Source organism: Burkholderia sp. SIMBA_062 (genome assembly GCF_046534765.1).
Lineage (GTDB): Bacteria > Pseudomonadota > Gammaproteobacteria > Burkholderiales > Burkholderiaceae > Burkholderia > Burkholderia ambifaria.
Genome location: NZ_JAWRYD010000045.1, coordinates 14459 through 39252, shown reverse-complemented (window position 1 = coordinate 39252; position 24794 = coordinate 14459). Strand labels below are relative to the sequence as shown.

Genomic DNA, 24794 nt, shown 5'->3' with positions numbered 1-24794 from the left:
TACCTCACTCATCCCGTTCATCCGCCGCACGCCGCCTGTCGGGCGATGCCGCGAAGCCTCGTGCGCCACGCGCCGGGTTCGCGTCTCGACAACGCAGGTCGCGTCCAGCTAGCGACTCCGCGCGCCTACGCAGCGCGGCGCTCGCGCGGCAGGGTAAACAGGTCGGCAGCAGGGTGTTCCCCAAGGAGCCTCCCGTGTTGCCGTCTTTTTCTCCCGCCTTGCTTGCACTCGCCGACGGCACGGTCTTTCGTGGTTATTCGATCGGGGCCGAAGGCCATACGATCGGTGAAGTCGTGTTCAACACCGCGATTACCGGCTATCAGGAAATCCTGACCGATCCGAGCTACGCGCGTCAGATCGTCACGCTCACCTACCCGCATATCGGCAACGTCGGCGTCAACGCCGAAGACGTCGAAGCCACGAAAGTCCATGCCGCCGGCCTGATCATCCGTGATCTGCCCACGCTCGCATCGAACTTCCGCATGGACCGCACGCTCGGCGACTATCTGCGCGACGAAGGCGTCGTCGCGATCGCCGGCATCGATACCCGCAAGCTGACCCGTATCCTGCGCGACAAGGGCGCGCAGAACGGCTGCATCCTGGCTGGTTCGGACGACGAGGCAAAAGCGATCGAGCTCGCGCGCTCGTTCCCGGGCCTCGCCGGCATGGATCTCGCGAAGGTCGTGTCGACCACGAAGCCGTTCGAGTGGAAGCAGACCGAATGGCGCCTCGAAGGCGGCTACGGGATGCAGGAATCGCCGAAGTACCGCGTCGTCGCGTACGACTTCGGCGTCAAGTACAACATCCTGCGCATGCTCGCCGAGCGCGGCTGCCAGGTGACGGTGCTGCCGGCGCAGGCCAGCGCGGCCGACGCGCTCGCGCTGAATCCGGACGGCATCTTCCTGTCGAACGGCCCCGGCGACCCGGAGCCGTGCGACTACGCGATCGCGGCCACGAAGGAATTCATCGAGCGCGGCGTGCCGACCTTCGGCATCTGCCTCGGCCACCAGATCATGGGCCTCGCGGTCGGCGCCAAGACGCTGAAGATGAAGACGGGCCACCACGGCGCGAACCATCCGGTGAAGGATCTCGGCGACGGCCGCGTGGTCATCACGTCGCAGAACCACGGCTTCGCGGTCGACGCGGATTCGCTGCCGGCCAACGCGCGCGTGACGCACGTGTCGCTGTTCGACGGCACGCTGCAGGGCTTCGAGCTGACCGACAAGCCGGCGTTCTGCTTCCAGGGCCACCCGGAAGCGTCGCCCGGCCCGCACGACATCGGCTATCTGTTCGACCGTTTCACCGCCCTGATGGACGCGGCGCAGCAGCGCAACGCCTGACGCCACTGAAGCAACCGAAGAACGGGAGATTCGCATCATGTTCGGCCACGCACTCGGCATCACGGATATCTGGACCTACGTGTTCGGCGTGATCTTCATCATCCTGCTGCCGGGGCCGAACTCGATGTACGTGCTGTCGCTCGCGGCGCAGCGCGGCGTGAAGGCCGGCTATCGCGCGGCCTGCGGCGTGTTCGTCGGCGATGCGGTGCTGATGGTGCTGTCCGCCGCGGGCGTCGCGTCGCTGCTGAAGGCGAACCCGCTGCTGTTCTCCGTCGTCAAGTACGGCGGCGCCGCGTATCTGCTGTACATCGGCGCCGGGATGCTGCGCGGCGCGTGGCGCAAGCTGCGCGCACGCGCCGATGCCCCGGCCGACGCGCCGCTTGCGGCCGACGGCGAGCGGTCGTTCGACAAGCCGTTCCGCAAGGCGCTGATCGTGAGCCTCCTGAATCCGAAGGCGATCCTGTTCTTCATCTCGTTCTTCATCCAGTTCGTCGACCCGGCATTCCCGCATCCCGCGCTGTCGTTCGTCGTGCTCGGGGCGATCGCGCAATGCGCGAGCTTCCTGTACCTGAGCACGCTGATCTTCGCGGGCGCGCGGCTCGCCGAGCATTTCCGCCGCCGCCGCAAGCTCGCGGCGGGTGCGGCGAGCAGCGTGGGCGGCCTGTTCATCGGTTTCTCGGTGAAGCTTGCGCTCGCCACCATGAGTTGAGCGCAGCCGGCCGACCCGCGACAACGCCACGACAAAGATTACTTACTGAATTCACAAGCCATGCCAAAACGCACAGACATCAAAAGCATCCTCATCATCGGCGCCGGCCCGATCATCATCGGCCAGGCTTGCGAGTTCGACTATTCGGGCGCGCAGGCTTGCAAGGCGCTGCGTGAAGAGGGCTACAAGGTCGTCCTCGTGAACAGCAACCCGGCGACGATCATGACCGACCCGAATACGGCCGACGTCACGTACATCGAGCCGATCACGTGGGAAGTCGTCGCGCGCATCATCGAGAAGGAGCGCCCGGACGCGATCCTGCCGACGATGGGCGGCCAGACCGCGCTGAACTGCGCGCTCGACCTGCATCACCACGGCGTGCTCGAGAAATTCGGCGTCGAGCTGATCGGCGCGTCGCCGGAAGCGATCGACAAGGCGGAAGACCGCCAGAAGTTCAAGGACGCGATGACCAAGATCGGTCTCGGCTCGGCGAAGTCGGGCATCGCGCACTCGATGGAAGAAGCGACCCAGGTGCACGCCGAGATCATGGCGTACACCGGCGGCAGCGGCTATCCGATCGTGATCCGTCCGTCGTTCACGCTCGGCGGCTCGGGCGGCGGCATCGCGTACAACCGCGAAGAGTTCGAAGAGATCTGCAAGCGCGGCCTCGACCTGTCGCCCACGCGCGAACTGCTGATCGAGGAATCGCTGCTCGGCTGGAAGGAATACGAGATGGAAGTCGTGCGCGACCGCGCCGACAACTGCATCATCGTGTGCTCGATCGAAAACCTCGACCCGATGGGCGTGCACACCGGCGACTCGATCACGGTCGCGCCGGCGCAGACACTCACCGACAAGGAATACCAGATCCTGCGCAACGCATCGCTCGCGGTGCTGCGCGAGATCGGCGTCGACACGGGCGGCTCGAACGTGCAGTTCTCGATCAACCCGAAGGACGGCCGCATGGTCGTCATCGAGATGAACCCGCGCGTGTCGCGTTCGTCGGCGCTCGCGTCGAAGGCGACCGGCTTCCCGATCGCGAAGGTCGCGGCGAAGCTGGCGGTCGGCTACACGCTCGACGAGCTGAAGAACGAAATCACCGGCGGCCAGACGCCGGCGTCGTTCGAGCCGACGATCGACTACGTCGTCACGAAGATTCCGCGTTTCGCGTTCGAGAAGTTCCGTGAAGCCGATTCGCGCCTGACCACGCAGATGAAGTCGGTCGGCGAAGTGATGGCGATCGGCCGCACGTTCCAGGAATCGTTCCAGAAGGCGCTGCGCGGCCTGGAAGTCGGCGTCGACGGTCTCGACGAGAAGTCGACCGACCGCGACGAGATCGCGATCGAGATTCACGAGCCGGGCCCGGATCGCATCTGGTACGTCGGCGATGCATTCCGTATCGGCATGACGGCCGAAGAGATCTTCGCGGAAACCGCGATCGACCCGTGGTTCCTCGCACAGATCGAGCAGATCATCCTGAAGGAAAAGGCGCTGTCGGGCCGCACGCTCGCATCGCTGACGTTCGACGAGCTGCGGTTCCTGAAGCAGAGTGGCTTCTCCGACCGCCGCCTCGCGAAGCTGCTCGGCGCGACGCCGGAAGACGTCCGCAAGCGCCGCGTGGAACTGAACGTGCGCCCGGTCTACAAGCGCGTCGACACCTGCGCGGCCGAGTTCGCGACGAAAACCGCGTACATGTACTCGACCTACGAGGAAGAGTGCGAGGCGCAGCCGACCACCAACAAGAAGATCATGGTGCTGGGCGGCGGCCCGAACCGGATCGGCCAGGGCATCGAGTTCGACTACTGCTGCGTGCACGCGGCCCTCGCGATGCGCGAGGACGGCTACGAAACGATCATGGTCAACTGCAACCCGGAAACGGTGTCGACCGACTATGACACGTCCGACCGCCTGTACTTCGAGCCGCTGACGCTCGAAGACGTGCTCGAGATCGTCGACAAGGAAAAGCCGGTCGGCGTGATCGTCCAGTACGGCGGCCAGACGCCGCTGAAGCTCGCGCTCGACCTCGAGGCGCACGGCGTGCCGATCGTCGGCACGTCGCCGGACATGATCGACGCGGCCGAAGACCGCGAACGCTTCCAGAAGCTGCTGCAGGACCTCGGCCTGCGCCAGCCGCCGAACCGCACCGCGCGCGCCGAAGAAGAAGCGCTCGCGCTGGCGGCCGAAATCGGCTACCCGCTCGTCGTACGCCCGTCGTACGTGCTGGGCGGCCGCGCGATGGAAATCGTCCACGAGCCGCGCGATCTCGAGCGCTACATGCGCGAGGCCGTGAAGGTGTCGAACGATTCGCCGGTGCTGCTCGACCGCTTCCTGAACGACGCGATCGAATGCGACGTCGACTGCATCTGCGACGGCGAAGCGGTGTTCATCGGCGGCGTGATGGAGCACATCGAGCAGGCAGGCGTTCACTCGGGCGACTCGGCATGCTCGCTGCCGCCGTACTCGCTGTCGAAGGAAACCGTGGCCGAGCTGAAGCGCCAGACGGGCGCGATGGCGAAGGCGCTGAACGTGGTCGGCCTGATGAACGTGCAGTTCGCGATCCAGCAAGTGCCGCAGGCGGACGGCTCGAAGCAGGACATCATCTACGTGCTCGAAGTGAACCCGCGCGCATCGCGCACGGTCCCGTACGTGTCGAAGGCGACCAGCCTGCCGCTCGCGAAGATCGCGGCGCGCGCGATGGTCGGCCAGAAGCTCGCGCAGCAGGGCGTGACGAAGGAAGTCGAGCCGCCGTACTTCAGCGTGAAGGAAGCGGTGTTCCCGTTCGTCAAGTTCCCGACCGTCGATCCGGTCCTCGGGCCCGAAATGCGTTCGACCGGCGAAGTGATGGGTGTCGGCCAGACGTTCGGCGAAGCGCTGTTCAAGTCGCAGCTCGCGGCCGGTTCGCGCCTGCCGGAGTCGGGCACGGTGCTGCTGACCGTGATGGACGCCGACAAGCCGAAGGCGGTCGAAGTCGCGCGCATGCTGCACGACCTCGGCTACCCGATCGTCGCGACCAAGGGCACGGCTGCCGCGATCGAAGCAGCCGGCGTGCCGGTGAAGGTCGTCAACAAGGTGAAGGACGGCCGTCCGCACATCGTCGACATGATCAAGAACGGCGAGATCGCGCTCGTGTTCACGACGGTCGACGAGACGCGCCAGGCGATCGCCGATTCGCGTTCGATCCGCATGAGCGCGCAGGCGCACAAGGTCACGTACTACACGACGATGTCGGGCGCGCGCGCGGCCGTCGAAGGCTTGCGCTACCTGAAGGATCTGGAAGTCTATGATTTACAAGGTCTTCACGCTCGCCTAAACTAAGCAGTCAGTTTCCTGTCGAAGCAACACGTGCCGCGGTTAAGCGGTGTTTCCGGTTCACCGGAAATGCGCTTAATCGCGGTGATTTTTTTTATAGCCGTTATTATCGATTGAGCCGTTTATGAGCACCATTCCGTTGACAAAGCGTGGCGCAGAGCAACTGCGCGATGAATTGCAGCGCCTCAAGTCCGTCGAGCGGCCGGCCGTGATCAACGCGATCGCGGAGGCCCGCGCACAGGGTGATCTGTCCGAAAACGCCGAATACGACGCAGCGAAGGAAAAGCAGGGCTTCATCGAGGGCCGTATCGCGGAACTCGAATCGAAGCTGTCCGCCGCGCAGGTCATCGACCCCACCGTGCTCGATGCCGAGGGCCGCGTGGTCTTCGCGTCGACGGTCGAACTCGAGGATCTCGAGTCGGGCGACACCGTCAAGTACCAGATCGTCGGCGACGACGAAGCCGATATCGATCACGGCCTGATCTCGGTCAGCTCGCCGATCGCACGCGCGCTGATCGGCAAGTCCGAAGGCGACGTCGCGGCCGTGCAGGCGCCGAGCGGCGTGCGCGAGTACGAAATCATTTCCGTCAGCTACATCTGAAGCCGGGCGACGTGATGCCGCATCGCGTGTTCCGTCTGCTGTCGGCCGTGTGGGTCGGCAGCCTGCTGACGATCGGGTATGCGGTCGCGCCCGTGCTGTTCAAGACGCTGGAGCGGATGACGGCCGGTACGGTCGCCGCCCAGCTGTTTCGCATCGAGGCGATCCTCGGTGTCGTGTGCGGCGTGCTGCTGCTCGCGCTGTCGAATCAGCAGGTGCGGCGCGGCAGCGGCGATTATCGTCGCGTGCGCTGGATCGTCGCGGCGATGGTCGCGTGCGTGCTGGTCGGGTATTTTGCGCTGCAGCCGTTCATGAATGCGCTGCGCGTGGCCGCGATGGAAGCGGGCACCGATATCGCGAACTCGCCGTATGCGAGCCGCTTCGGGATGCTGCACGGCGTCTCGAGCCTGTTCTATCTCGTCGAGAGCGTGCTGGGGCTGATGCTGATCTGGCGTCTGCCGGCGCGCGACGTCTAAGGGCAGCGCGGCACGGGATGCCCCGCGCCGCCCGGCAGGATTACTTGTCCTGATGCGGCCGCTTCGTGCTCGCCTGACGCTTTTTCGCCCGCTTCACCGTGCCGCCCGCCGTCACGCGCTCGTTGCCGCGCACGACGACCTTGGTCGGCTTCGGGCGACGCACGGGGCTCGCGTTCGGCGACACCTTGACGACCTTGACGGTGCGCGGTGCACGGCCCTTCTTGTCGTCGCTGGCTTCGGCGGCGCTCGGCAGCGTGCCGGCACGACGGCCGCGGGCCGGCGCCGTCACGGCGGCCTCGGGCTTCCAGATCACCAGCAGCTTGCCGATGTGCTGGATCGGCGCGGCGTTCAGGCGGTCGCAGATCTCGTCGTAAATGGCGACGCGCTCGTCGCGTTCGTCACCGAACACACGGATCTTGATCAGCTGGTGCGCGGCGAGGTGCACCTTGATTTCCTTCAGCACTGCGTCGGTGAGCCCTTCGGCGCCGATCAGCACGACGGGCTTGAGCGCATGGGCCTGGGAGCGCAGCGCGGAGCGCTCGGCGGGGGAAAGCGAAAGGGCGGGCATGGAAATGTCGAAATCTAGATAAGGGGCGCTGCGTCAGAAGCGAATCGCGGGAAGTTACCGCATCAGCCGCGCGCCGAAACCACGTAAAATCGCGGCTTGGGCCTCAAAAGGGGCCGCAGCCGCGCGAAGAAGACGCGTATTATCCGCCAAAAGCACGGCTTCACGAAGCAAATAGCAGCAATCTCTCTCTCGAATGGCAAAAAACCGCTTCAACCAGCACTGGCTGCACGACCACATCAACGATCCGTACGTCAAAATGGCGCAGCGGGAGGGCTATCGCGCGCGCGCCGCGTACAAGCTGAAGGAAATCGACGAGCAGGACAAGCTGATCCGTCCGGGCCAGGTGATCGTCGATCTCGGTGCGACGCCGGGCAGCTGGAGCCAGTATGCCCGCAACAAGCTCGCGCAAGGCAAGAAGCGCGACACGCAACGCGAAGGCGGCATCGACGGCACGATCATTGCGCTCGACCTCCTGCCGATGGAGCCGATCGCCGACGTCCACTTCATCCAGGGCGACTTCCGCGAGGACGATGTCCTCCGGCAGCTCGAGGACCTGCTCGAAGGCCGCGCGGTAGACCTTGTTATTTCCGACATGGCCCCCAACCTCTCCGGCGTGGCCTCGGCGGACGCGGCGCGCATCGAGCATCTGTGCGATCTGGCGCTTGAATTCGCGCAGAACCATCTGAAGCCGGATGGTGCGTTGCTCGTGAAATGCTTTCACGGCAGCGGCTACAGCCAGATCGTCGAGAAGTTCAAGCAGCAGTTTAAGGTAGTCGCGCCCCGCAAGCCGAAGGCTTCGCGCGACAAATCGTCCGAAACGTTCATTTTGGGCCGGCAGCTCAAGCAACCGCGGTGACGCGGAGCGCGGTGCCGCAAACGGGCTCCGGCCCTTGCCAGACAAGCGAAGCGCTATCGCGGCGGTTGTCAATGCTTATGGCAGGGGTGGTCGGACTGGATTAGAATGACCGAGGAGCGCCGCAAGGAAAATGTAGGCGCTCGTCTACGAGTGAAGGAGTGGTGCTTTGAACAACAATATGTTTTCGAAGGCAGCAGTGTGGCTGGTGATCGCACTGGTGCTGTTTACGGTGTTCAAGCAGTTCGACAAGCCCCGCGTCCAGGAAGGTGTGTCCTATTCGCAGTTCATGGACGACGCCAAGAGCGGCAAGGTCAAGAACGTCATCGTGCAGGGGCGCAACCTCACCGTCACTCCGGCTGATGGCCAGAAATACCAGATCGTGTCGCCCGGCGACATCTGGATGGTCGGCGACCTGATGAAGTATGGCGTGCAGGTCAGCGGCAAGGCCGACGACGAGCCGAACGCGCTGATGTCCGCGCTGTATTACCTCGGGCCGACGATCCTGATCATCGTGTTCTGGTTCTACATGATGAGGCAGATGCAGGGGGGCGGCAAAGGAGGCGCATTCTCGTTCGGTAAATCGCGCGCGCGGCTGATCGACGAGAACAACAACGCGGTCAACTTCTCCGACGTCGCGGGCTGCGACGAAGCGAAGGAAGAAGTGTCCGAGCTCGTCGACTTCCTGCGCGACCCGCAGAAATTCCAGAAGCTGGGCGGGCGCATTCCGCGCGGCGTGCTGCTCGTCGGCCCGCCGGGTACCGGCAAGACGCTGCTCGCCCGCGCGATCGCCGGTGAAGCGAAGGTGCCGTTCTTCAGCATCTCGGGTTCCGACTTCGTCGAAATGTTCGTCGGTGTCGGCGCGGCCCGTGTGCGCGACATGTTCGAGCAGGCGAAGAAGCACGCACCGTGCATCGTGTTCATCGACGAAATCGACGCGGTCGGTCGTCATCGCGGCGCCGGCATGGGCGGCGGCAACGACGAGCGCGAGCAGACGCTGAACCAGATGCTGGTCGAGATGGACGGCTTCGAGGCGAACTCCGGCGTGATCGTGATCGCCGCGACCAACCGTTCCGACGTGCTCGACAAGGCGCTGCTGCGTCCGGGCCGTTTCGACCGCCAGGTCTATGTCGGCCTGCCGGACATCCGCGGCCGCGAGCAGATCATGCGCGTGCACCTGCGCAAGGTGCCGATCGCGAACGACGTCGATGCAGCGGTCATCGCGCGCGGCACGCCGGGTTTCTCGGGCGCCGATCTCGCGAACCTCGTGAACGAAGCGGCGCTGTTCGCCGCACGTCGCGGCAAGCGCATCGTCGAAATGCAGGATTTCGAGGACGCGAAGGACAAGATCTTCATGGGTCCGGAGCGCAAGTCGGCGGTGATTCGCGAAGAAGCGAAGCGCGCGACGGCTTACCACGAGTCGGGTCACGCGGTGATCGCGAAGCTGCTGCCGAAGGCCGACCCGGTGCACAAGGTCACGATCATCCCGCGCGGTCGCGCGCTGGGCGTCACGTGGCAGCTGCCGGAGCATGACAACGAGACGTACTCGAAGGACTACCTGCTCGATCGCCTGGCGATTCTGTTCGGCGGCCGCGTGGCCGAGGAGCTGTTCCTGAACCTGATCAGCACCGGCGCGTCGGACGACTTCAACAAGGCGACGCAGACGGCACGCGCGATGGTGGCCCGTTTCGGCATGACCGACGCACTCGGACCGATGGTCTACGTCGACGACGAGAGCGACAACGGTCCGTTCGGCCGCGGCTTCACGCGCACGATCTCGGAAGCGACGCAGCAGAAGGTCGACGGCGAAATCCGTCGCGTGCTCGACGAACAGTACAACCTTGCGCGCCGCCTGCTCGAAGAGAACCGCGACAAGGTCGAGGCGATGACGGCCGCGCTGATGGAGTGGGAAACGATCGACGCCGATCAGATCAACGACATCATGGAAGGGCGTCCGCCGCGCTCGCCGAAGAGCTCGCCGGCGGTCGGCGGCGACTCGTCGGGTGGTGGCACGGCCGCCGAAGTGAAACCGGCCAACGCGCCGGCGCCTGCTTCGCCGGCCTGAGTGCCGCTGTAGCACCGTTCACGGGCTGGTGTGGCTTCACACCGGCCCGTTTTGCATTCATCAACGCCTCCCGCCCGTGTCCGATTCCGCTGCTTCCGCGTTCATCCCCGCGCCGCTCCAGTGCGGCCGTTTCTCGCTGACGTTCGAACGCCCGCTCGTGATGGGTATCCTCAACGCGACCCCCGATTCGTTTTCCGACGGCGGCCGCTTCCTCGCGCGCGACGATGCGCTGCGCCAGGCCGAGCGGATGATCGCCGAAGGCGTCGACCTGATCGATATCGGCGGTGAGTCGACGCGTCCCGGCGCGCCGCCTGTGCCGCTCGACGAGGAGCTGGATAGAGTGATCCCGCTCGTCGAAGCGCTGCGGCCGCTGAATGTGCCGCTGTCGATCGACACCTACAAGCCGGCCGTGATGCGCGCGGCGCTCGCCGCCGGCGCCGACCTGATCAACGACATCTGGGGGTTTCGCCAGCCGGGTGCGATCGACGCGGTGCGCGAGGGCAACAGCGGGCTGTGCGCGATGCACATGCTCGGCGAGCCGCAGACGATGCAGGTCGGCGAGCCCGACTACGGCGACGTCGTGACCGACGTGCGTGACTTTCTCGCCGGGCGCGCGCAGGCGCTGCGCGACGCGGGCATCGCGCCGGAACGGATCTGCGTCGATCCGGGCTTCGGGTTCGGCAAGGCTGTGGTCGACGACAACTACGCGCTGCTGGCCGCATTGGCGGACACGGCGCCCGCGCGGCCCGACGGGCGCGCGTATCCGATTCTCGCGGGCATGTCGCGCAAGTCGATGCTCGGCGCGGTGATCGGCGGCAAGCCGCCGATGGAACGCGTCGCGGCGAGCGTGGCGGCCGCGCTGTGCGCAGTCGGGCGCGGCGGCGCGATCGTGCGCGTGCACGACGTCGCGGCGACGGTCGACGCGCTGAAGGTATGGAGTGCCGTGCGCGAAGCCGCGCGGCAACGATAAGTCAGAATTCAGAAAGACGAAGGAGGAAGATTCGCCATGGGACGTCGATATTTCGGCACGGACGGCATTCGCGGCACGGTAGGCGAGGCGCCCATCACGCCTGATTTCGTGTTGCGTCTCGGCTATGCGGCCGGCAAGGTACTGGCCGGCACGGCCGACGTCGCGGCGGGGGCGCGTCCGACGGTGCTGATCGGCAAGGACACGCGCGTGTCGGGCTACATGCTCGAGGCCGCACTCGAGGCCGGCTTCTCGGCGGCCGGCGTCGACGTGATGCTGGCCGGCCCGATGCCGACGCCGGGCGTCGCGTACCTGACGCGGGCGCTGCGCCTGTCGGCCGGCGTCGTGATCAGCGCATCGCACAACCCGTATCAGGACAACGGCATCAAGTTCTTCTCCGCGGACGGCAACAAGCTGCCCGACGATACCGAAGCCGCGATCGAAGCGTGGCTCGACAAGCCGCTCGAATGCGCATCGTCGGACCGGCTGGGCAAGGCGCGCCGCCTCGAAGACGCGGCCGGCCGCTACATCGAGTTCTGCAAGAGCACGTTCCCGGCCACGTACGACCTGCGCGGGCTGAAGCTCGTGATCGATTGCGCGCACGGCGCCGCGTACCAGATCGCGCCGCACGTGTTCCACGAACTCGGCGCGGACGTGATCCCGATCGGCGTCGCGCCGAACGGCTTCAACATCAACGACGGCGTCGGCGCGACGGCGCCCGATGCACTCGTGCGCGCGGTGCGTGCGAACCATGCGGATCTCGGCATCGCGCTCGACGGCGACGCGGACCGCCTGCAGGTCGTCGATTCGACGGGCCGGCTGTACAACGGTGACGAGCTGCTCTATGTGCTCGTGAAGGACCGGATCGCGACGGCCGGCAAGGTCGACGGCGCGGTCGGCACGCTGATGACGAACCTCGCGGTCGAGGTCGCGTTGCAGCGCGAGGGCGTGCCGTTCGTGCGCGCGGCGGTCGGCGACCGCTACGTGCTCGAGCAGTTGCGCGAACGCGGCTGGCAGCTCGGCGCGGAAGGCTCGGGCCACATCCTGTCGCTCGACCGCCATTCGACCGGCGACGGCATCGTGTCGGCGCTGCTCGTGCTCGCCGCGCTCAAACGCAGCGACCGCACGCTCGCACAGATGCTGGACGGCGTCACGTTGTTCCCGCAGAAGCTGATCAACGTGCGGATGAAGCCGGGCGCCGACTGGAAGGGCAGCGCATCGATTCGCGCGGCGATCGACGCAGCCGAAGGCGCGCTCGCCGGCAGCGGCCGCGTGCTGATCCGCGCGTCGGGCACCGAGCCCGTGCTGCGCGTGATGGTCGAGGCGCAGCAGGCGGCCGACGCGGCCCGCCACGCGGAAGCGATCGCCGACGCGGTGCGGATCGCGACGAGCTGAGCGGAACCGCCGACGGCGCACGACGCTCCGGCCGAGTGCGCGCTGTCGCGGAGATGAGTCGACCTGCGGCGCCTTCGGGCGCCGCAATTCATCAGACGCAAAGGTTTGCGCTATTAAATAGAAGGGGCTCGGCGCGGGATTTCATCTGACAGAAGAAATCATCGGACCCTGAGCAGAAGCGGCATGCAGGGAAGCATGGCCGCCTGTTTTCGCCGCGATATGATCGGCCGCACGCCCCGGCCAAAGGGCGCCCATGCCGTCCCTGCCCGACCGGCAATTCTTGCCGTCATCCCCGCCGCGCGTTGCGCCGGCGGCCCCTCCCACCGGGCCGTCTACACCCTTTCAACCAGTCATGTTACTGTCACGCCAGTTTCATCGATTGTCACATTAACGTCATGAGGAGCCCCTAACCTTCGCGGTGCCGTAGTCATCCGCTCACACACTGGAGGTCTCATGAAATTGATGCAAACCGCGATTGCCGGCCTGGCTGGCGCGCTTTTCGCCGTTGCCGCGCACGCTGCCGACATCACGGGCGCAGGCAGCACGTTCGCCATGCCGATCTATACGAAATGGGCTGCCGACTACCAGCAGTCCGGCGGCGCGAAGGTGAACTACCAGGGAATCGGTTCCTCGGGCGGCCTGAAGCAGATCAACGCGAAGACGGTCGATTTTGCCGGTTCGGACGCTCCGCTGAAGGATGAAGAGCTCGCGAAGGAAGGCCTGTTCCAGTTTCCGACGGTGGTCGGCGGCGTGGTGCCGGTCATCAACGTGCCGGGCGTGAAGGCCGGTGAACTGACGCTGTCGGGCCCGGTGCTCGGCGACATCTACCTCGGCAAGATCAAGAAGTGGAACGATCCGGCGATCGCTGCACTGAACCCGAAGGTCAAGCTGCCGGACACCGACATCGCGGTCGTTCGCCGCGCTGACGGCTCGGGCACGAGCTTCATCTGGACGAACTACCTGTCCAAGGTGAACGACGAGTGGAAGTCGAAGGTCGGCGAAGGCACGACGGTCAACTGGCCGACGGGCACGGGCGGCAAGGGCAACGACGGCGTCGCGGCCTTCGTGCAGCGCCTGCCGGGCGCAGTCGGCTACGTCGAGTGGGCGTACGCGAAGAAGAACAACATGGTCTACACCGCGCTGAAGAATTCGACGGGCACGGTGGTCGAGCCGAAGACGGAAACGTTCAAGGCCGCTGCGGCTGGCGCGAACTGGTCGAAGTCGTTCTACCAGATCCTGACGAACCAGCCGGGCAAGGAAGCATGGCCGGTCGTCGGCGCGACGTTCGTGCTGCTGCACGCGAAGCAGGACAAGCCGGAGCAGGGCGCCGAAACGCTGAAGTTCTTCAGCTGGGCGTTCAAGAACGGCGAGAAGGCGGCCGACAGCCTGGACTACATCTCGCTGCCGCCGGCAGTCGAAATGGAAATCCGCAAGCAGTGGAAGACGAAGGTCACGGACGCATCGGGCAAGCCGGTCGCCGCGGAGTAAGCATTGCAGCGGTTCACTGCCCGGCCGTGCCGGTCGGGCAGTGTGTGCGGTAAGGCCGGGCGTCACGGCGCCCGGCGATCCAGAACAGGCACCCATGTCTGAAATTTCCTACACGTCCTCCCGGTCCCCCGACGCCGCGTCGCAACGCGCGCCGAGCCGTCTCGGCGACGTTCTGTTCGGCGGCCTCGCACGGCTTGCCGCGATCGTGACCCTGCTGCTGCTGGGCGGGATCATCGTTTCCCTGATCATTGCGTCGATGCCGACCATCCAGAAGTTCGGCCTCGGCTTCCTGTTTCAATCCGAGTGGGATCCGAACTCGGATGTCTACGGCGCACTCGTGCCGATCTACGGCACGCTCGTGACGTCGATCATCGCTCTCGTGATCGCGGTGCCGGTCAGCTTCGGCATCGCGCTGTTCCTCACCGAGCTGTCGCCCGTGTGGCTGCGCCGCCCGCTCGGCATCGCGATCGAGCTGCTCGCCGCGATTCCGTCGATCGTATACGGCATGTGGGGCCTGCTCGTGTTCGCGCCGATCTTCGCCGAATACTTCCAGAAGCCGCTCGGCCGCGTCCTCAAGGACGTATGGGTGCTCGGTCCGCTGACGTCCGGCGCGCCGATCGGCATCGGCATCCTCGCGGCCGGCGTGATCCTCGCGATCATGATCATCCCGTACATCGCGTCGGTGATGCGCGACGTGTTCGAAGTCACGCCCGTGCTGCTGAAGGAGTCGGCGTACGGCATCGGCTGCACGACGTGGGAAGTGATGTGGAAGGTGGTGCTGCCCTATACGAAGACCGGCGTGATCGGCGGCGTGATGCTCGGCCTCGGCCGCGCGCTCGGCGAAACGATGGCCGTGACCTTCGTGATCGGCAACACGAACCTGCTCGACAGCGTGTCGCTGTTCGCGCCGGGCAACAGCATCACGTCGGCGCTCGCGAACGAATTCGCGGAAGCGCAACCGGGCCTGCATACGTCCGCGCTGATGGAACTGGGCCTGATCCTGTTCGTGATCACGTTCATCGTGCTGTCCATCTCCAAACTGCTGCTGCTTCGTCTCGAGAAGGGAGAGGGCAAGAAATGAGCGAGCCCATCATGAATTTCCCCGGGCCGAACGGCGCCGCGCTCGACGCGATGCGCAACCGCCTGCAACGCAGGCGCAAGTTCACCAACGCGATCGCGCTCACCGCGTCGCTCGGCGCGATGGCATTCGGCCTGCTGTGGCTCGTGTGGATCCTCTACACGACCGTGCACCTCGGCGTCGGCGGCCTGTCGCTGCAATTGTTCACCGAATCGACGCCGGCGCCGAACACGGAAGGCGGCGGTCTGGCGAACGCGATCGTCGGCAGCCTGCTGCTGTGCGGTTTCGGCACGCTGGTCGGCACGCCGATCGGCATCCTCGCGGGCGTCTATCTCGCCGAATACGGCCAGAAGAACCTGCTGGCGAGCACGATCCGCTTCATCAACGACATCCTGCTGTCGGCGCCGTCGATCGTCATCGGCCTGTTCGTGTACGCGATCGTCGTCGCGAAGTCGGGGCGCTTCTCGGGCTGGGCCGGCGTGATTGCGCTTGCGCTGCTGCAGATTCCGATCGTGATCCGCACGACCGAGAACATGCTGAAGCTCGTGCCGAACGCACTGCGTGAAGCGGCCGTCGCGCTCGGCACGCCGAAGTGGCGCATGGTGCTGAAGATCACGCTGCGCGCGTCGGTCGGCGGAATCGTGACGGGCGTGCTGCTCGCGATCGCGCGGATCGCCGGCGAAACGGCGCCGCTGCTGTTCACGGCGCTGTCGAACCAGTTCTTCTCGTGGAACATGAGCCAGCCGATGGCGAACCTGCCCGTCACGATCTACAAGTTCGCGATGAGCCCGTTCGCCGAATGGCAGTCGCTTGCATGGGCGGGCGTGTTCCTGATTACGCTCGGGGTGCTCGGACTCAACGTCCTGGCGCGCTCGATCTTCTCGAATAAGTAACGGCGGAGCGATCCGATGAATATGGCAGAAAGCCACCTGAATTCCGTCGAGCGCGCCGCTGCGCCCGCCGGCACGCACGACGCGGTGCATGGCAGTCCGCTGGCGCCGCTGAACGCGAAGATCGAGGTCAACAACCTCAACTTTTTCTACAACAAGTTCCACGCGCTGAAGAACATCAACCTGCGCATTCCCGAAGGGAAGGTGACGGCGTTCATCGGCCCGTCGGGCTGCGGCAAGTCGACGCTCCTGCGCACGTTCAACAAGATGTACGCGCTCTATCCGGAGCAGCGCGCCGAAGGCGAAATCCTGATGGACGGCGAGAACCTGCTGACCACCAAGCGCGACATCTCGCTGCTGCGCGCGCGGATCGGCATGGTGTTCCAGAAGCCGACCCCGTTCCCGATGTCGATCTACGACAACATCGCGTTCGGCGTGAAGATGTTCGAAAAGCTCACGCGCTCGGAGATGGACGACCGCGTCGAGTGGGCGCTGTCGAAGGCCGCGCTGTGGAACGAAGTGAAGGACAAGCTGAATCAGAGCGGCTACGGGCTGTCCGGCGGCCAGCAGCAGCGTCTGTGCATCGCGCGCGGCATCGCGATCCGTCCGGAAGTGCTGCTGCTCGACGAGCCGTGCTCGGCGCTCGACCCGATCTCGACGGGCCGCATCGAGGAGCTGATCGCGGAGCTGAAGAGCGACTACACGGTCGTGATCGTCACGCACAACATGCAGCAGGCCGCGCGCTGCTCGGACTTCACGGCCTACATGTACCTGGGCGAGCTGATCGAATTCGGCGAAACCGAAAAGATCTTCATCAAGCCGGTGCGCAAGGAAACGGAAGACTACATCACCGGCCGTTTCGGCTGATGACGGAGAACAACAACCATGTCGGATAAACATCTGTCGAGCCAGTTCGATGCGGACCTGAATGCCGTGTCGTCGAAAGTGCTGGAAATGGGCGGACTCGTCGAGTCGCAGATCGTCGGCGCGATGCATGCGCTGAACGAATTCGACCGCGACGCGGCCGAGAAGGTGATCACGGCCGAGGAAACGCTGAACGCGATGGAAGTCGATATCGACCAGGAGTGCGGCAACATCATCGCGCGGAGACAGCCTGCCGCGCGCGACCTGCGCCTTCTGATGTCGATTTCGAAAACGATTACGAACCTCGAGCGCGCCGGCGACGAGGCCGAGAAGATCGCGAAGCGCGTGCGCCGCCTGGTCGACGAACCGGCCGCGCGCACGGTGAACATCGCCGAGATCAAGGTGTCGGGCGAGATGGCCGTGACGATCCTGCGCCGCGCGCTCGACGCATTCGCGCGCCTCGATACGGTGGCCGCCGCGCAGATCGTCAAGGACGACAAGGAAATCGACATGGAATTCCGTGCGTTCGTGCGCAAGCTCGTGTCGTACATGCAGGAAGATCCGCGCACGATCTCGGTCGGCCTCGATTACCTGTTCATCGCGAAGGCGATCGAGCGGATCGGCGACCACGCGAAGAACATCGCGGAGTTCATCATCTACATCGTGAAGGGCACGGACGTGCGGCACCAGCCGCGCGACACGCTCGACCGCGAAGCCAACAGTTAACACGACCACGCACAGGAAGAACAGAGGTGCCGATGCCCAGCAACATTCTCGTCGTTGAAGATGAGCCCGCGATTTCCGAACTGATCTCGGTGAATCTCCAGCATGCCGGTCACTGCCCGATCCGCGCGTACAACGCGGAGCAGGCGCAGAACCTGATCAGCGATGTGCTGCCCGATCTCGTGCTGCTCGACTGGATGCTGCCGGGCAAGTCCGGCATCGCGTTCGCGCGCGACCTGCGCAACAACGAACGGACCAAGCACATCCCGATCATCATGCTGACCGCGCGCGGCGACGAGCAGGACAAGGTGCTCGGCCTCGAGATCGGCGCGGACGACTACGTGACCAAGCCGTTCTCGCCGAAGGAACTGATGGCGCGCATCAAGGCCGTGCTGCGCCGCCGCGCGCCGCAGCTGACCGAGGACGTCGTGTCGATCAACGGGCTGCGCCTCGATCCGGCCACGCATCGGGTCGCCGCGCACGGCGACGGCAGCGAGATCAAGCTCGATCTCGGCCCGACCGAATTCCGCCTGCTGCATTTCTTCATGACGCATCCGGAGCGCGTGCACAGCCGCACGCAACTGCTCGACCAGGTGTGGGGCGATCACGTGTTCGTCGAGGAGCGTACCGTCGACGTGCACATCAAACGATTGCGCGCGGCCTTGAAACCGGCCGGCTGCGATGCGATGATCGAGACCGTGCGCGGCAGCGGCTACCGGCTCGCCAAGCACGCGTAACGTAACCGCGCATGCCGTGTGCCACGGCATGCCGTTCATTCTTTCGGGCGCTGAATCATGAACATCATCTGGGCGCGCTTTCTCGTGTCGCTCATGCTGCTCGTGCTGATCAGCGTATTGGTCGGCGTGTTCGCCGGCCCGACCGCGGCCTGCGCGTTCGCGGCCGTGATGCTGGTCGCGCAGGGCTTCTTCAGCACCTTCCATACGCAACGCCTGTGGCGTCTGCTCGATGCGCCCGTCTACGGCGAGGTGCCGAGCGCACCGGGCATCTGGGGTGAAATCTATTACCGGCTGCACAAGCTCGCGAAGCAGTGGCATGCGCAGGTGCGTCAGGTCGAGCAGCAGCATTCGCGCTTCATCCAGGCGATCCAGGCGTCGCCGAACGGCGTCGCGATGCTCGACGACCATGACCAGATCGAGTGGTGCAACGCGATCGCCGAGGTGCATTTCGGCCTCGATGCGAAACGCGACCTGCGCCAGCACATCACGAACCTGGTGCGTCATCCGGAATTCGTCCGCTACCTGAACGCGCAGCACTACGACGAAACGCTCGTGATGCGCGGGATGGGCGACTCGCGGCAGAACGTGCTGGAGGTGCAGGTGTTTCCGTACGGCGAGAACCGCAAGCTGCTGCTCACGCAGGACATCACGGAGCTCGAGCGGACCGACGCGATGCGCCGCGACTTCGTCGCGAACGTGTCGCACGAACTGAAGACGCCGCTCACCGTGCTGTCGGGTTTTCTCGAGACGATGCGCGAGCTGCCGCTGAACGAGGAAGATCGCGCGCGCTATCTCGAGATGATGGAGCAGCAGGCGTCGCGGATGCGGCACATCGTCACCGATCTGCTGGTGCTCGCGAAGCTCGAGGGCGAAAGCAGGCCGCCGGTGGATCACGCGATCGACATGCGTGCCGTGTTCGACCATCTGAAGGAGGATGCGCAGACGCTGTCGAACGGGCATCACGAGATCGGGTTCGCGATCGACGAGACGCTCGGCGTCACGGGCGCCCAGACCGAAGTGTTCAGCGCGTTCGCGAATCTCGTCACCAACGCGATCCGCTATACGCCCGACGGCGGCAAGATATTCGTGTCGTGGCGGCGCGAGGGCGCGCAGGGCGTGTTTTCCGTCACCGACAGTGGTTTCGGCATTCCGGCCGCCGACCTGCCGCGGTTGACGGAGCGCTTCTATCGCGTCGACCGCAGCCGTTCGCGCGATACGGGCGGCACGGGGCTCGGCCTCGCGATCGTCAAGCACGTGCTGCAGCGACACGACTCGCACCTGTACGTGCAGAGCGAGGAAGGGCGCGGCAGCACGTTCACCGCGCGCTTCCCGGCGTCGCGGATCATCGCGATCCGGCCGGCAGCGTTCGAAGCTTGAGCGCGTGATCGCGTGACACGGTTCGTGCGCATCGCATTCGCGCACGACTGAAAACGAAAAAGGCACAGCCCGCGTGAGCTGTGCCTTTTTCGTTTGCTGCGCGCCGCGCGCCGCCTGCCTACGAACAGAACTTCGCGAGCAGCCCGAGTTGCGCGTTGCGCAGCGTCTTGCCCGCGCGGCGGCGCCGATAGTGACCGTCGCTTTGCATCAGCCACGCCGACTGGTTGTCGCCGAGACAGACCGACAGCCCTTCGGCGATCACGCGGCGTTTGAGCTTGCGCTCGCGGATCGGGAATGCGACTTCGACGCGCCGGAACAGGTTGCGGTCCATCCAGTCCGCGCTCGACAGATAGACTTCCTCGGCGCCGTCCGCGTGGAAATAGTAGATGCGGTGGTGTTCGAGGAAGCGTCCGACGATCGAGCGCACCGTGATGTTTTCCGACAGTCCCGGCACGCCCGGCTTCAGCGCGCACACGCCGCGCACGATCAGGTCGACCTTGACGCCGGCCTGCGACGCTTCGTACAGCGCGGCGATCACCGTCGGTTCCAGCAGCGCGTTCATCTTCGCGACCACGCGCGCGCGCTTGCCGGCGCGCGCATTGTCGATCTCCGCGCGGATCGATTCGATGATGCGCGGATGCAGTGTGAACGGCGACTGCCACAGCTCGTGCAGCGTCAGCTCGCCGCCGATTCCGGTCAGTTGCTGGAAGACGTGGTGGACGTCCTCGCAGATCTTCTGGTCGGCCGTCATCAGCCCGAAGTCGGTGTAGAGGCGTGCGGTGCGCGGGTGATAGTTGCCGGTGCCGAGGTGCACGTAGCGGCGCAGCGTCGCCTTGCCGCCCTGCACGACGCGGCGCACGATCAGCATCATCTTCGCGTGGCACTTGTGACCGACCACGCCATACACCACATGCGCGCCGACGGCTTCGAGCTGCGACGCCCAGTTGATGTTGGTTTCCTCGTCGAAGCGCGCGAGCAGCTCGACGACGACGGTCACTTCCTTGCCGTTGCGCGCTGCTTCCATCAGCGCATCCATCAGCGGCGAATCGGTGCCGGTGCGGTAGATCGTCTGCTTGATCGCGACGACGCTCGGATCCTTCGCGGCCTGCTGCAGCAGTTCGAGCACCGGCTGGAAACTTTCGTACGGGTGGTGCAGCAGGATGTCGCCGTCGTCGATCGCGTCGAACATCGCCGGTGCGTTGGCGATCGCGGGCGGGATCGATGCGGCGAACGGCGCGAACTTCAGGTCGGGGCGATCGACGAGATCGGGGATCTGCATCAGCCGCACGAGGTTCACGGAGCCAGCCACGCGATAGCAGTCCTTCTCGCCGAGCAGGCTTTCCTCGAGCAGGCGGCGCACGATATGCGCCGGCGTGTCGGCCGACACTTCGAGCCGCACCGCGTTGCCGAGGTGGCGCGCGGGCAGTTCGCCTTGCAGCGCGACGCGCAGGTTGGTGATTTCGTCTTCGTCGACGAACAGCTCGCTGTTGCGCGTGATGCGGAACTGGTTGCAGCTCTTCACGACGAGTTGCGGGAACAGTTCGCCCACGAAGCGCTGGAGGAACGTGCTGAGCAGCACGAAGCCGTGCTCGAAGCCCGACAGTGCCTGCGGCATGCGCACCACGCGCGGCAGCGCGCGCGGCGCCTGCACGATGCCCATCACCGCCTGGCGGCCGAACGCGTCGCGGCCTTCGAGCTCGACGACGAAGTTCAGGCTCTTGTTCAGCACGCGCGGGAACGGATGCGCGGGATCGAGGCCGATCGGCGTCAGCACCGGCAGCAGTTCGTCGAGGAAGTAGCGGCGCGCCCATTCGAGCTGCTCGTCGTTCCACGTGTCGCTCGCGTGGAAGTAGATGCCTTCCTGTTCGAGCGCCGGCAGCACGGTTTCGTGCAACATCGTGTATTGGCGATGCACGAGCCGCTGCGCGCGCTCGACGACGAGGTCGTAAGCGTGCTGTAACGACATGCCGTCGGGCGTCAGGGCGCCGGGGTTGTCGCGAATCTGTTCCTGAAGGCCCGCCATCCGGACTTCGAAGAATTCGTCGAGGTTGCTGCTGGTGATGCAGATGAAGCGCAGGCGCTCGAGCAACGGAACTTGCGGGTCGGCAGCCTGGGCCAGCACGCGCTCGTTGAAACCGAGGATGCCGAGTTCACGATTGAGAAGCGGATAACGGACGGACATCGGCAGAGTAGGGGATGATTCGGGCGATGATTCGAAAGGACGCTCGGAAACTCTCACGGTACGATGACGTGCTGATGACGGTTGTGTATTTATATCGGGAAATTCTACGCCGCAACCGTTTCATCTCATAAATGTTTCGGCCATATACAATCTACCCGTGTACATGCCCGTGAAGCGTGGCAACGGCAAGCGTTCCACGCTTAAAATATCGCCTTTGATTGACCGTCCAGCGTGGCCGCAGCGGCTGCCGCGGGCGAACGCGCACGGAGCCCCCTTCTGATGGTTACAACCCCCCACTTGCTGGCTGCCGTCGATCTCGGCTCGAACAGCTTCCGGCTGATCGTCGGGCGCGTCGAGGAAACGCCGGCGGGCAGCCAGATCTATCCCGTCGATGCGCTGCGTGAGCCCGTGCGACTGGCCGCGGGCCTGTCGAGCGACAAGATGCTCGATCGCGCGTCGCAGGAGCGTGGCTGGGAGGCGCTCAAGCGGTTCGGCGAGCGCCTGCGCGATTTCCACCCCGATCACGTGCGGGCGGTGGCGACCAACACGCTGCGCGTCGCGAAGAACGCGGGCGAATTCCTCGGCGAGGCCGAAGCGGCGCTCGGTTTTCCGATCGAAGTGATCGCGGGCCGCGAAGAGGCGCGCCTGATCTACGCGGGTGCCGCGCATTCGGTGCCGGCGAGCCCCGGCAAACGGCTCGTCGTCGACATCGGCGGCGGCTCGACCGAATTCATCATCGGCTCGCACTACACGCCGATCGTGATGGAGAGTCTCTACATCGGCTGCGTGAGCCATAGCCGTGCATTCTTCCCGGCCGGCAACGTCGACGAATACACGATGCGGCAGGCCGAACTCGCGGCCAAGCGCGAGATCCAGATCATTTCCAGCGAGTACAAGAAGGCCGGATGGGACCAGGCGATCGGTTCGTCCGGCACCGCGCGTGCGCTCGCGGAACTCGTCGAGGCGAACGGCTTCAACGATGCGGGCATTACGCACGGCATTTCGCGCGGCGGGCTCGAACGCCTGAAGCGTGCGCTGATCAAGTCCGAGAACGTGAACCGGCTGAAGCTGATCGCGCTGAAGCCCGATCGCGTGCCGGTGCTCGCCGGCGGCCTCGCGATCATGCTCGCGGTATTCGAGGAACTGGGCGTCGACTATGTCGATACCACCGACGGCGCGCTGCGTCTCGGCGTGCTGTACGACCTGCTCGGCCGGACCCAGCACGAGGACATGCGCGCGGTGACCGTCGAGGGCTTCACGCGTCGCTACGGCGTCGATCGCGCGCAGGCCGAGCGCATCGGTGCGCTTGCGGTGCGGTTCTACGACGAGCTCGAGGAAGCCGACGACGAAGCGCGCGAGGAAGGCCGGATGTTCCTCGGCTGGGCCGCCGCGTTGCATGAGATCGGGCTGTCGATCTCGCACAGTTCGTATCACAAGCATTCGGCCTATATCGCGAGCAACGCCGACATGCCGGGTTTCTCGCGCACCGACCAGGCGCGCCTCGCCGCGCTCGTGCTCGGGCACGCGGGCAAGCTCGGCAAGCTGTCGCAGGCGCGCGACGTCGAATGGCCGCTGCTGTTCTGCCTGCGGCTCGCGGCGCTGCTGTGCCGGCGCCGGACCGATGCCGGGCTGCCGGACATTTCCGTGTCGCAGATGAAGAAGGGCGGATATGAAGTGCGCCTGCCGAGCGCGTGGGTCGAGCAGAACCCGCTGACCGACTACAGCCTCAGCCAGGAAGCGGCCGAGTGGGAGAAGGTCGGCATTCCGTATCGCGTGGTTTATACGGGCGCGTGACGAGACGCGCTCCCGGGGACGGCTCCGGCACCGGCGCGGCGCGCTCGCGCCGCGTTCCTTGCGACTCGTTCAGTCCGAGCACACGATCGCGGTCAGGAACGGGAACGCCTGCTTGACGGTCGCGTCGCTGCCGGCCTTGCGCACGGCCTGTTCGACGGCGCTCTTCGTGCCGCGTACCACGACGCCATACGCCCAATTGCCGATCGGCGTGCCGTCGCCCGGCCGGAAGATCGGGTCGTTCGCCTGATAGCCAAGCACGACGTAGACGCCGAAGCCGTAGGCGGTCAGCGGATGGTTCGTGCGGAACGCGTTGACCGAATTCGCTTCGACGTGCATCGGCTCCGACTGGATGTCGCCGGCCGCGAGCAGCGGCGCGACGAACTTGTGGCCGTTCGAATGGCAGTCGAGCGCGTCGTCGAGGGCCTTGGCCGATGCGGCGCCGGACGTGCCGAATGCGAGCAGCGCGCCGAACAGGGCGGTCTTGAGTACGTTGTTTTTCATGCGCGGTTGCGGGTTGGTCACGGATATTATCGCGTGTTCTCGCAAGATTCGTGCGCGGGGGCGGGGCGATGGTTGGAAGTGTGGCCGTCCTTGCTGGCGACGTAGCGGCCGTCAAAGCGGATCGCCGATGAGCCCGTAATGACCTTACATCGCGGTCAGCCTAGATTCATCACTCGTCGAACTCCATTTCAGTTTGGTTTTCACACAACCGTTGGCTACCGGCAATGCAGTACAGCGTTCATGGTACGCGGGCTGAAGAGGCCATATATGAAGTGCGCGTATCGTCTTTGGATATATTACCTCCGCTTGGTGCGAATCTTGCAATGAGAGGCGATTATCCAATCCGGATCATCCCCGCTTAAATACGTCCAAGCTGTCATTTTGGGTTGAATGCAATTGCAAACTTCCTATCATCGGCCTGGTAGGAATAGCTGCCAACTTTTGCAGAGTGGCGAACTCCCCCAATGGTTATTGAAGGCCCGGGGTCTCGAGTGTGGATCGTAACCGCCCTGTATTTTCAAAAATTACATATATAAGAGCGGCCTAATATTCCTTTCTTTTCATGGACGGATTGGGTCTGACGCCAGGCGCGTCGAAGAGGAAAGCAACAGAGGAAAAATTTCTATTAATTTTTTCATTGCTTAAGTTTGAATATTTCCAAGATGGAAATTGCGTGGGTTTGGCTCATTCGGGAACCCATCTACAATTTTTGCTGCAACCTGCTCCCGCTACTGCAATTTTCCGATCCGAATAATTTCGGCCTTCCATAGCCACAGTAGTTTCTTCATGAGCGCGGGCGACGCCTCCCCATTTACCCAGGCCGCCACCCCATTCGCTTTCGCAGTGCATTTCTGTTTCGAAGTGACGGAGGGGCGAGCCG

The 24794-nt window shown here is 64.9% G+C and carries 20 protein-coding genes and 1 pseudogene; 17 read left to right on the top strand and 4 right to left on the bottom strand.

What is annotated here, in order from left to right; all coding sequences use genetic code 11:
- Positions 1–194: 194 nt before the first annotated feature.
- The 5 genes from carA to SB786_RS32185 all read left to right on the top strand — a co-directional run bounded on the left by carA (position 195) and on the right by SB786_RS32185 (position 6432).
- Positions 195–1340, top strand: a complete 1146-nt coding sequence (gene carA, locus SB786_RS32205; protein ID WP_410730989.1) for a glutamine-hydrolyzing carbamoyl-phosphate synthase small subunit — start codon at positions 195–197, stop codon at positions 1338–1340.
- Between the two features lie 37 nt (positions 1341–1377).
- On the top strand, positions 1378–2049 hold the full coding sequence (gene leuE / locus SB786_RS32200; protein ID WP_006758683.1) for a leucine efflux protein LeuE: 672 nt from the start codon (positions 1378–1380) through the stop codon (positions 2047–2049).
- A gap of 60 nt (positions 2050–2109) precedes the next feature.
- On the top strand, positions 2110–5364 hold the full coding sequence (gene carB / locus SB786_RS32195) for a carbamoyl-phosphate synthase large subunit (RefSeq protein ID WP_006750300.1): 3255 nt from the start codon (positions 2110–2112) through the stop codon (positions 5362–5364).
- Positions 5365–5482: 118 nt separating this feature from the next.
- Entirely contained in the window at positions 5483–5959 is a 477-nt protein-coding gene (gene greA / locus SB786_RS32190) for a transcription elongation factor GreA (protein ID WP_006758682.1), read from the top strand.
- 14 nt (positions 5960–5973) lie between these two features.
- Complete coding sequence (locus tag SB786_RS32185; protein WP_410730998.1) at positions 5974–6432, top strand: DUF4149 domain-containing protein; 459 nt, start codon at positions 5974–5976, stop codon at positions 6430–6432.
- 40 nt (positions 6433–6472) lie between these two features.
- Here SB786_RS32185 and SB786_RS32180 read toward each other — a convergent pair whose 3' ends face one another.
- Entirely contained in the window at positions 6473–7000 is a 528-nt protein-coding gene (locus SB786_RS32180) for a YhbY family RNA-binding protein (protein WP_006758680.1), read from the bottom strand.
- 193 nt (positions 7001–7193) lie between these two features.
- Between SB786_RS32180 and SB786_RS32175 the strand changes: the two genes are divergently transcribed.
- From SB786_RS32175 to phoR, 11 genes are all read left to right on the top strand, one after another.
- Complete coding sequence (locus tag SB786_RS32175) at positions 7194–7856, top strand: RlmE family RNA methyltransferase (RefSeq protein WP_410730988.1); 663 nt, start codon at positions 7194–7196, stop codon at positions 7854–7856.
- Between the two features lie 166 nt (positions 7857–8022).
- Positions 8023–9918 (top strand): ATP-dependent zinc metalloprotease FtsH, encoded by a 1896-nt coding sequence (ftsH, locus tag SB786_RS32170; protein ID WP_410730987.1) that lies wholly within the window; start codon positions 8023–8025, stop codon positions 9916–9918.
- A 28-nt stretch (positions 9919–9946) separates the two neighbouring features.
- Entirely contained in the window at positions 9947–10888 is a 942-nt protein-coding gene (gene folP, locus SB786_RS32165) for a dihydropteroate synthase (RefSeq protein WP_410730986.1), read from the top strand.
- 36 nt (positions 10889–10924) lie between these two features.
- A complete protein-coding gene (gene glmM / locus SB786_RS32160; RefSeq protein ID WP_410730985.1) occupies positions 10925–12280 on the top strand; it encodes a phosphoglucosamine mutase in 1356 nt (451 codons plus the stop codon).
- 453 nt (positions 12281–12733) lie between these two features.
- Complete coding sequence (gene pstS / locus SB786_RS32155) at positions 12734–13768, top strand: phosphate ABC transporter substrate-binding protein PstS (RefSeq protein WP_410730984.1); 1035 nt, start codon at positions 12734–12736, stop codon at positions 13766–13768.
- Positions 13769–13862: 94 nt separating this feature from the next.
- Positions 13863–14849, top strand: coding sequence for a phosphate ABC transporter permease PstC (gene pstC, locus SB786_RS32150; RefSeq protein WP_410730983.1), 987 nt, complete (start codon positions 13863–13865; stop codon positions 14847–14849).
- A complete protein-coding gene (pstA, locus tag SB786_RS32145; RefSeq protein WP_410730982.1) occupies positions 14846–15739 on the top strand; it encodes a phosphate ABC transporter permease PstA in 894 nt (297 codons plus the stop codon). Before pstC ends, pstA begins: the two co-directional genes overlap by 4 nt.
- A gap of 15 nt (positions 15740–15754) precedes the next feature.
- The gene (gene pstB, locus SB786_RS32140) at positions 15755–16603 is read left to right on the top strand and encodes a phosphate ABC transporter ATP-binding protein PstB (protein ID WP_006758672.1); all 849 of its coding nucleotides are present in this window, start codon (positions 15755–15757) and stop codon (positions 16601–16603) included.
- An 18-nt stretch (positions 16604–16621) separates the two neighbouring features.
- The gene (phoU, locus tag SB786_RS32135; protein WP_410730981.1) at positions 16622–17326 is read left to right on the top strand and encodes a phosphate signaling complex protein PhoU; all 705 of its coding nucleotides are present in this window, start codon (positions 16622–16624) and stop codon (positions 17324–17326) included.
- A gap of 32 nt (positions 17327–17358) precedes the next feature.
- Positions 17359–18060 carry a phosphate regulon transcriptional regulator PhoB gene (phoB, locus tag SB786_RS32130; protein WP_006750313.1) on the top strand — a complete coding sequence of 234 codons (702 nt, stop codon included), beginning with the start codon at positions 17359–17361 and terminating at the stop codon, positions 18058–18060.
- Between the two features lie 57 nt (positions 18061–18117).
- A complete protein-coding gene (gene phoR, locus SB786_RS32125) occupies positions 18118–19437 on the top strand; it encodes a phosphate regulon sensor histidine kinase PhoR (RefSeq protein WP_410730979.1) in 1320 nt (439 codons plus the stop codon).
- Between the two features lie 118 nt (positions 19438–19555).
- Here phoR and ppk1 read toward each other — a convergent pair whose 3' ends face one another.
- Positions 19556–21619: a polyphosphate kinase 1 gene (gene ppk1, locus SB786_RS32120; protein WP_410730978.1), complete on the bottom strand. Its 2064-nt coding sequence runs from the start codon at positions 21617–21619 to the stop codon at positions 19556–19558.
- A 279-nt stretch (positions 21620–21898) separates the two neighbouring features.
- On the opposite strand from ppk1, the gene ppx reads away from it, so the two are divergent.
- Entirely contained in the window at positions 21899–23413 is a 1515-nt protein-coding gene (ppx, locus tag SB786_RS32115; protein ID WP_410730977.1) for an exopolyphosphatase, read from the top strand.
- A gap of 69 nt (positions 23414–23482) precedes the next feature.
- Here the strand turns inward: ppx and SB786_RS32110 are convergent, their stop codons facing one another.
- Both SB786_RS32110 and SB786_RS32105 read right to left on the bottom strand, forming a co-directional pair.
- Positions 23483–23914, bottom strand: coding sequence for a hypothetical protein (locus tag SB786_RS32110; RefSeq protein WP_410730976.1), 432 nt, complete (start codon positions 23912–23914; stop codon positions 23483–23485).
- 662 nt (positions 23915–24576) lie between these two features.
- Positions 24577–24763: pseudogene (locus SB786_RS32105) on the bottom strand (hypothetical protein); the annotation flags it as partial.
- Between the last annotated feature and the right edge of the window lie 31 nt (positions 24764–24794).

Excerpts from the sequence above, each read along its gene's own strand:
- leuE (WP_006758683.1), top strand. The coding sequence starts at position 1,378 with ATGTTCGGCCACGCACTCGGCATCACGGATATCTGGACCTACGTGTTC.
- carB (WP_006750300.1), top strand. The coding sequence starts at position 2,110 with ATGCCAAAACGCACAGACATCAAAAGCATCCTCATCATCGGCGCCGGC.
- greA (WP_006758682.1), top strand. The coding sequence starts at position 5,483 with ATGAGCACCATTCCGTTGACAAAGCGTGGCGCAGAGCAACTGCGCGAT.
- SB786_RS32185 (WP_410730998.1), top strand. The coding sequence starts at position 5,974 with ATGCCGCATCGCGTGTTCCGTCTGCTGTCGGCCGTGTGGGTCGGCAGC.
- SB786_RS32180 (WP_006758680.1), bottom strand. The coding sequence starts at position 7,000 with ATGCCCGCCCTTTCGCTTTCCCCCGCCGAGCGCTCCGCGCTGCGCTCC.
- SB786_RS32175 (WP_410730988.1), top strand. The coding sequence starts at position 7,194 with ATGGCAAAAAACCGCTTCAACCAGCACTGGCTGCACGACCACATCAAC.
- glmM (WP_410730985.1), top strand. The coding sequence starts at position 10,925 with ATGGGACGTCGATATTTCGGCACGGACGGCATTCGCGGCACGGTAGGC.
- pstS (WP_410730984.1), top strand. The coding sequence starts at position 12,734 with ATGAAATTGATGCAAACCGCGATTGCCGGCCTGGCTGGCGCGCTTTTC.
- pstC (WP_410730983.1), top strand. The coding sequence starts at position 13,863 with ATGTCTGAAATTTCCTACACGTCCTCCCGGTCCCCCGACGCCGCGTCG.
- pstA (WP_410730982.1), top strand. The coding sequence starts at position 14,846 with ATGAGCGAGCCCATCATGAATTTCCCCGGGCCGAACGGCGCCGCGCTC.
- pstB (WP_006758672.1), top strand. The coding sequence starts at position 15,755 with ATGAATATGGCAGAAAGCCACCTGAATTCCGTCGAGCGCGCCGCTGCG.
- phoU (WP_410730981.1), top strand. The coding sequence starts at position 16,622 with ATGTCGGATAAACATCTGTCGAGCCAGTTCGATGCGGACCTGAATGCC.
- phoB (WP_006750313.1), top strand. The coding sequence starts at position 17,359 with ATGCCCAGCAACATTCTCGTCGTTGAAGATGAGCCCGCGATTTCCGAA.
- phoR (WP_410730979.1), top strand. The coding sequence starts at position 18,118 with ATGAACATCATCTGGGCGCGCTTTCTCGTGTCGCTCATGCTGCTCGTG.
- ppk1 (WP_410730978.1), bottom strand. The coding sequence starts at position 21,619 with ATGTCCGTCCGTTATCCGCTTCTCAATCGTGAACTCGGCATCCTCGGT.
- ppx (WP_410730977.1), top strand. The coding sequence starts at position 21,899 with ATGGTTACAACCCCCCACTTGCTGGCTGCCGTCGATCTCGGCTCGAAC.
- SB786_RS32110 (WP_410730976.1), bottom strand. The coding sequence starts at position 23,914 with ATGAAAAACAACGTACTCAAGACCGCCCTGTTCGGCGCGCTGCTCGCA.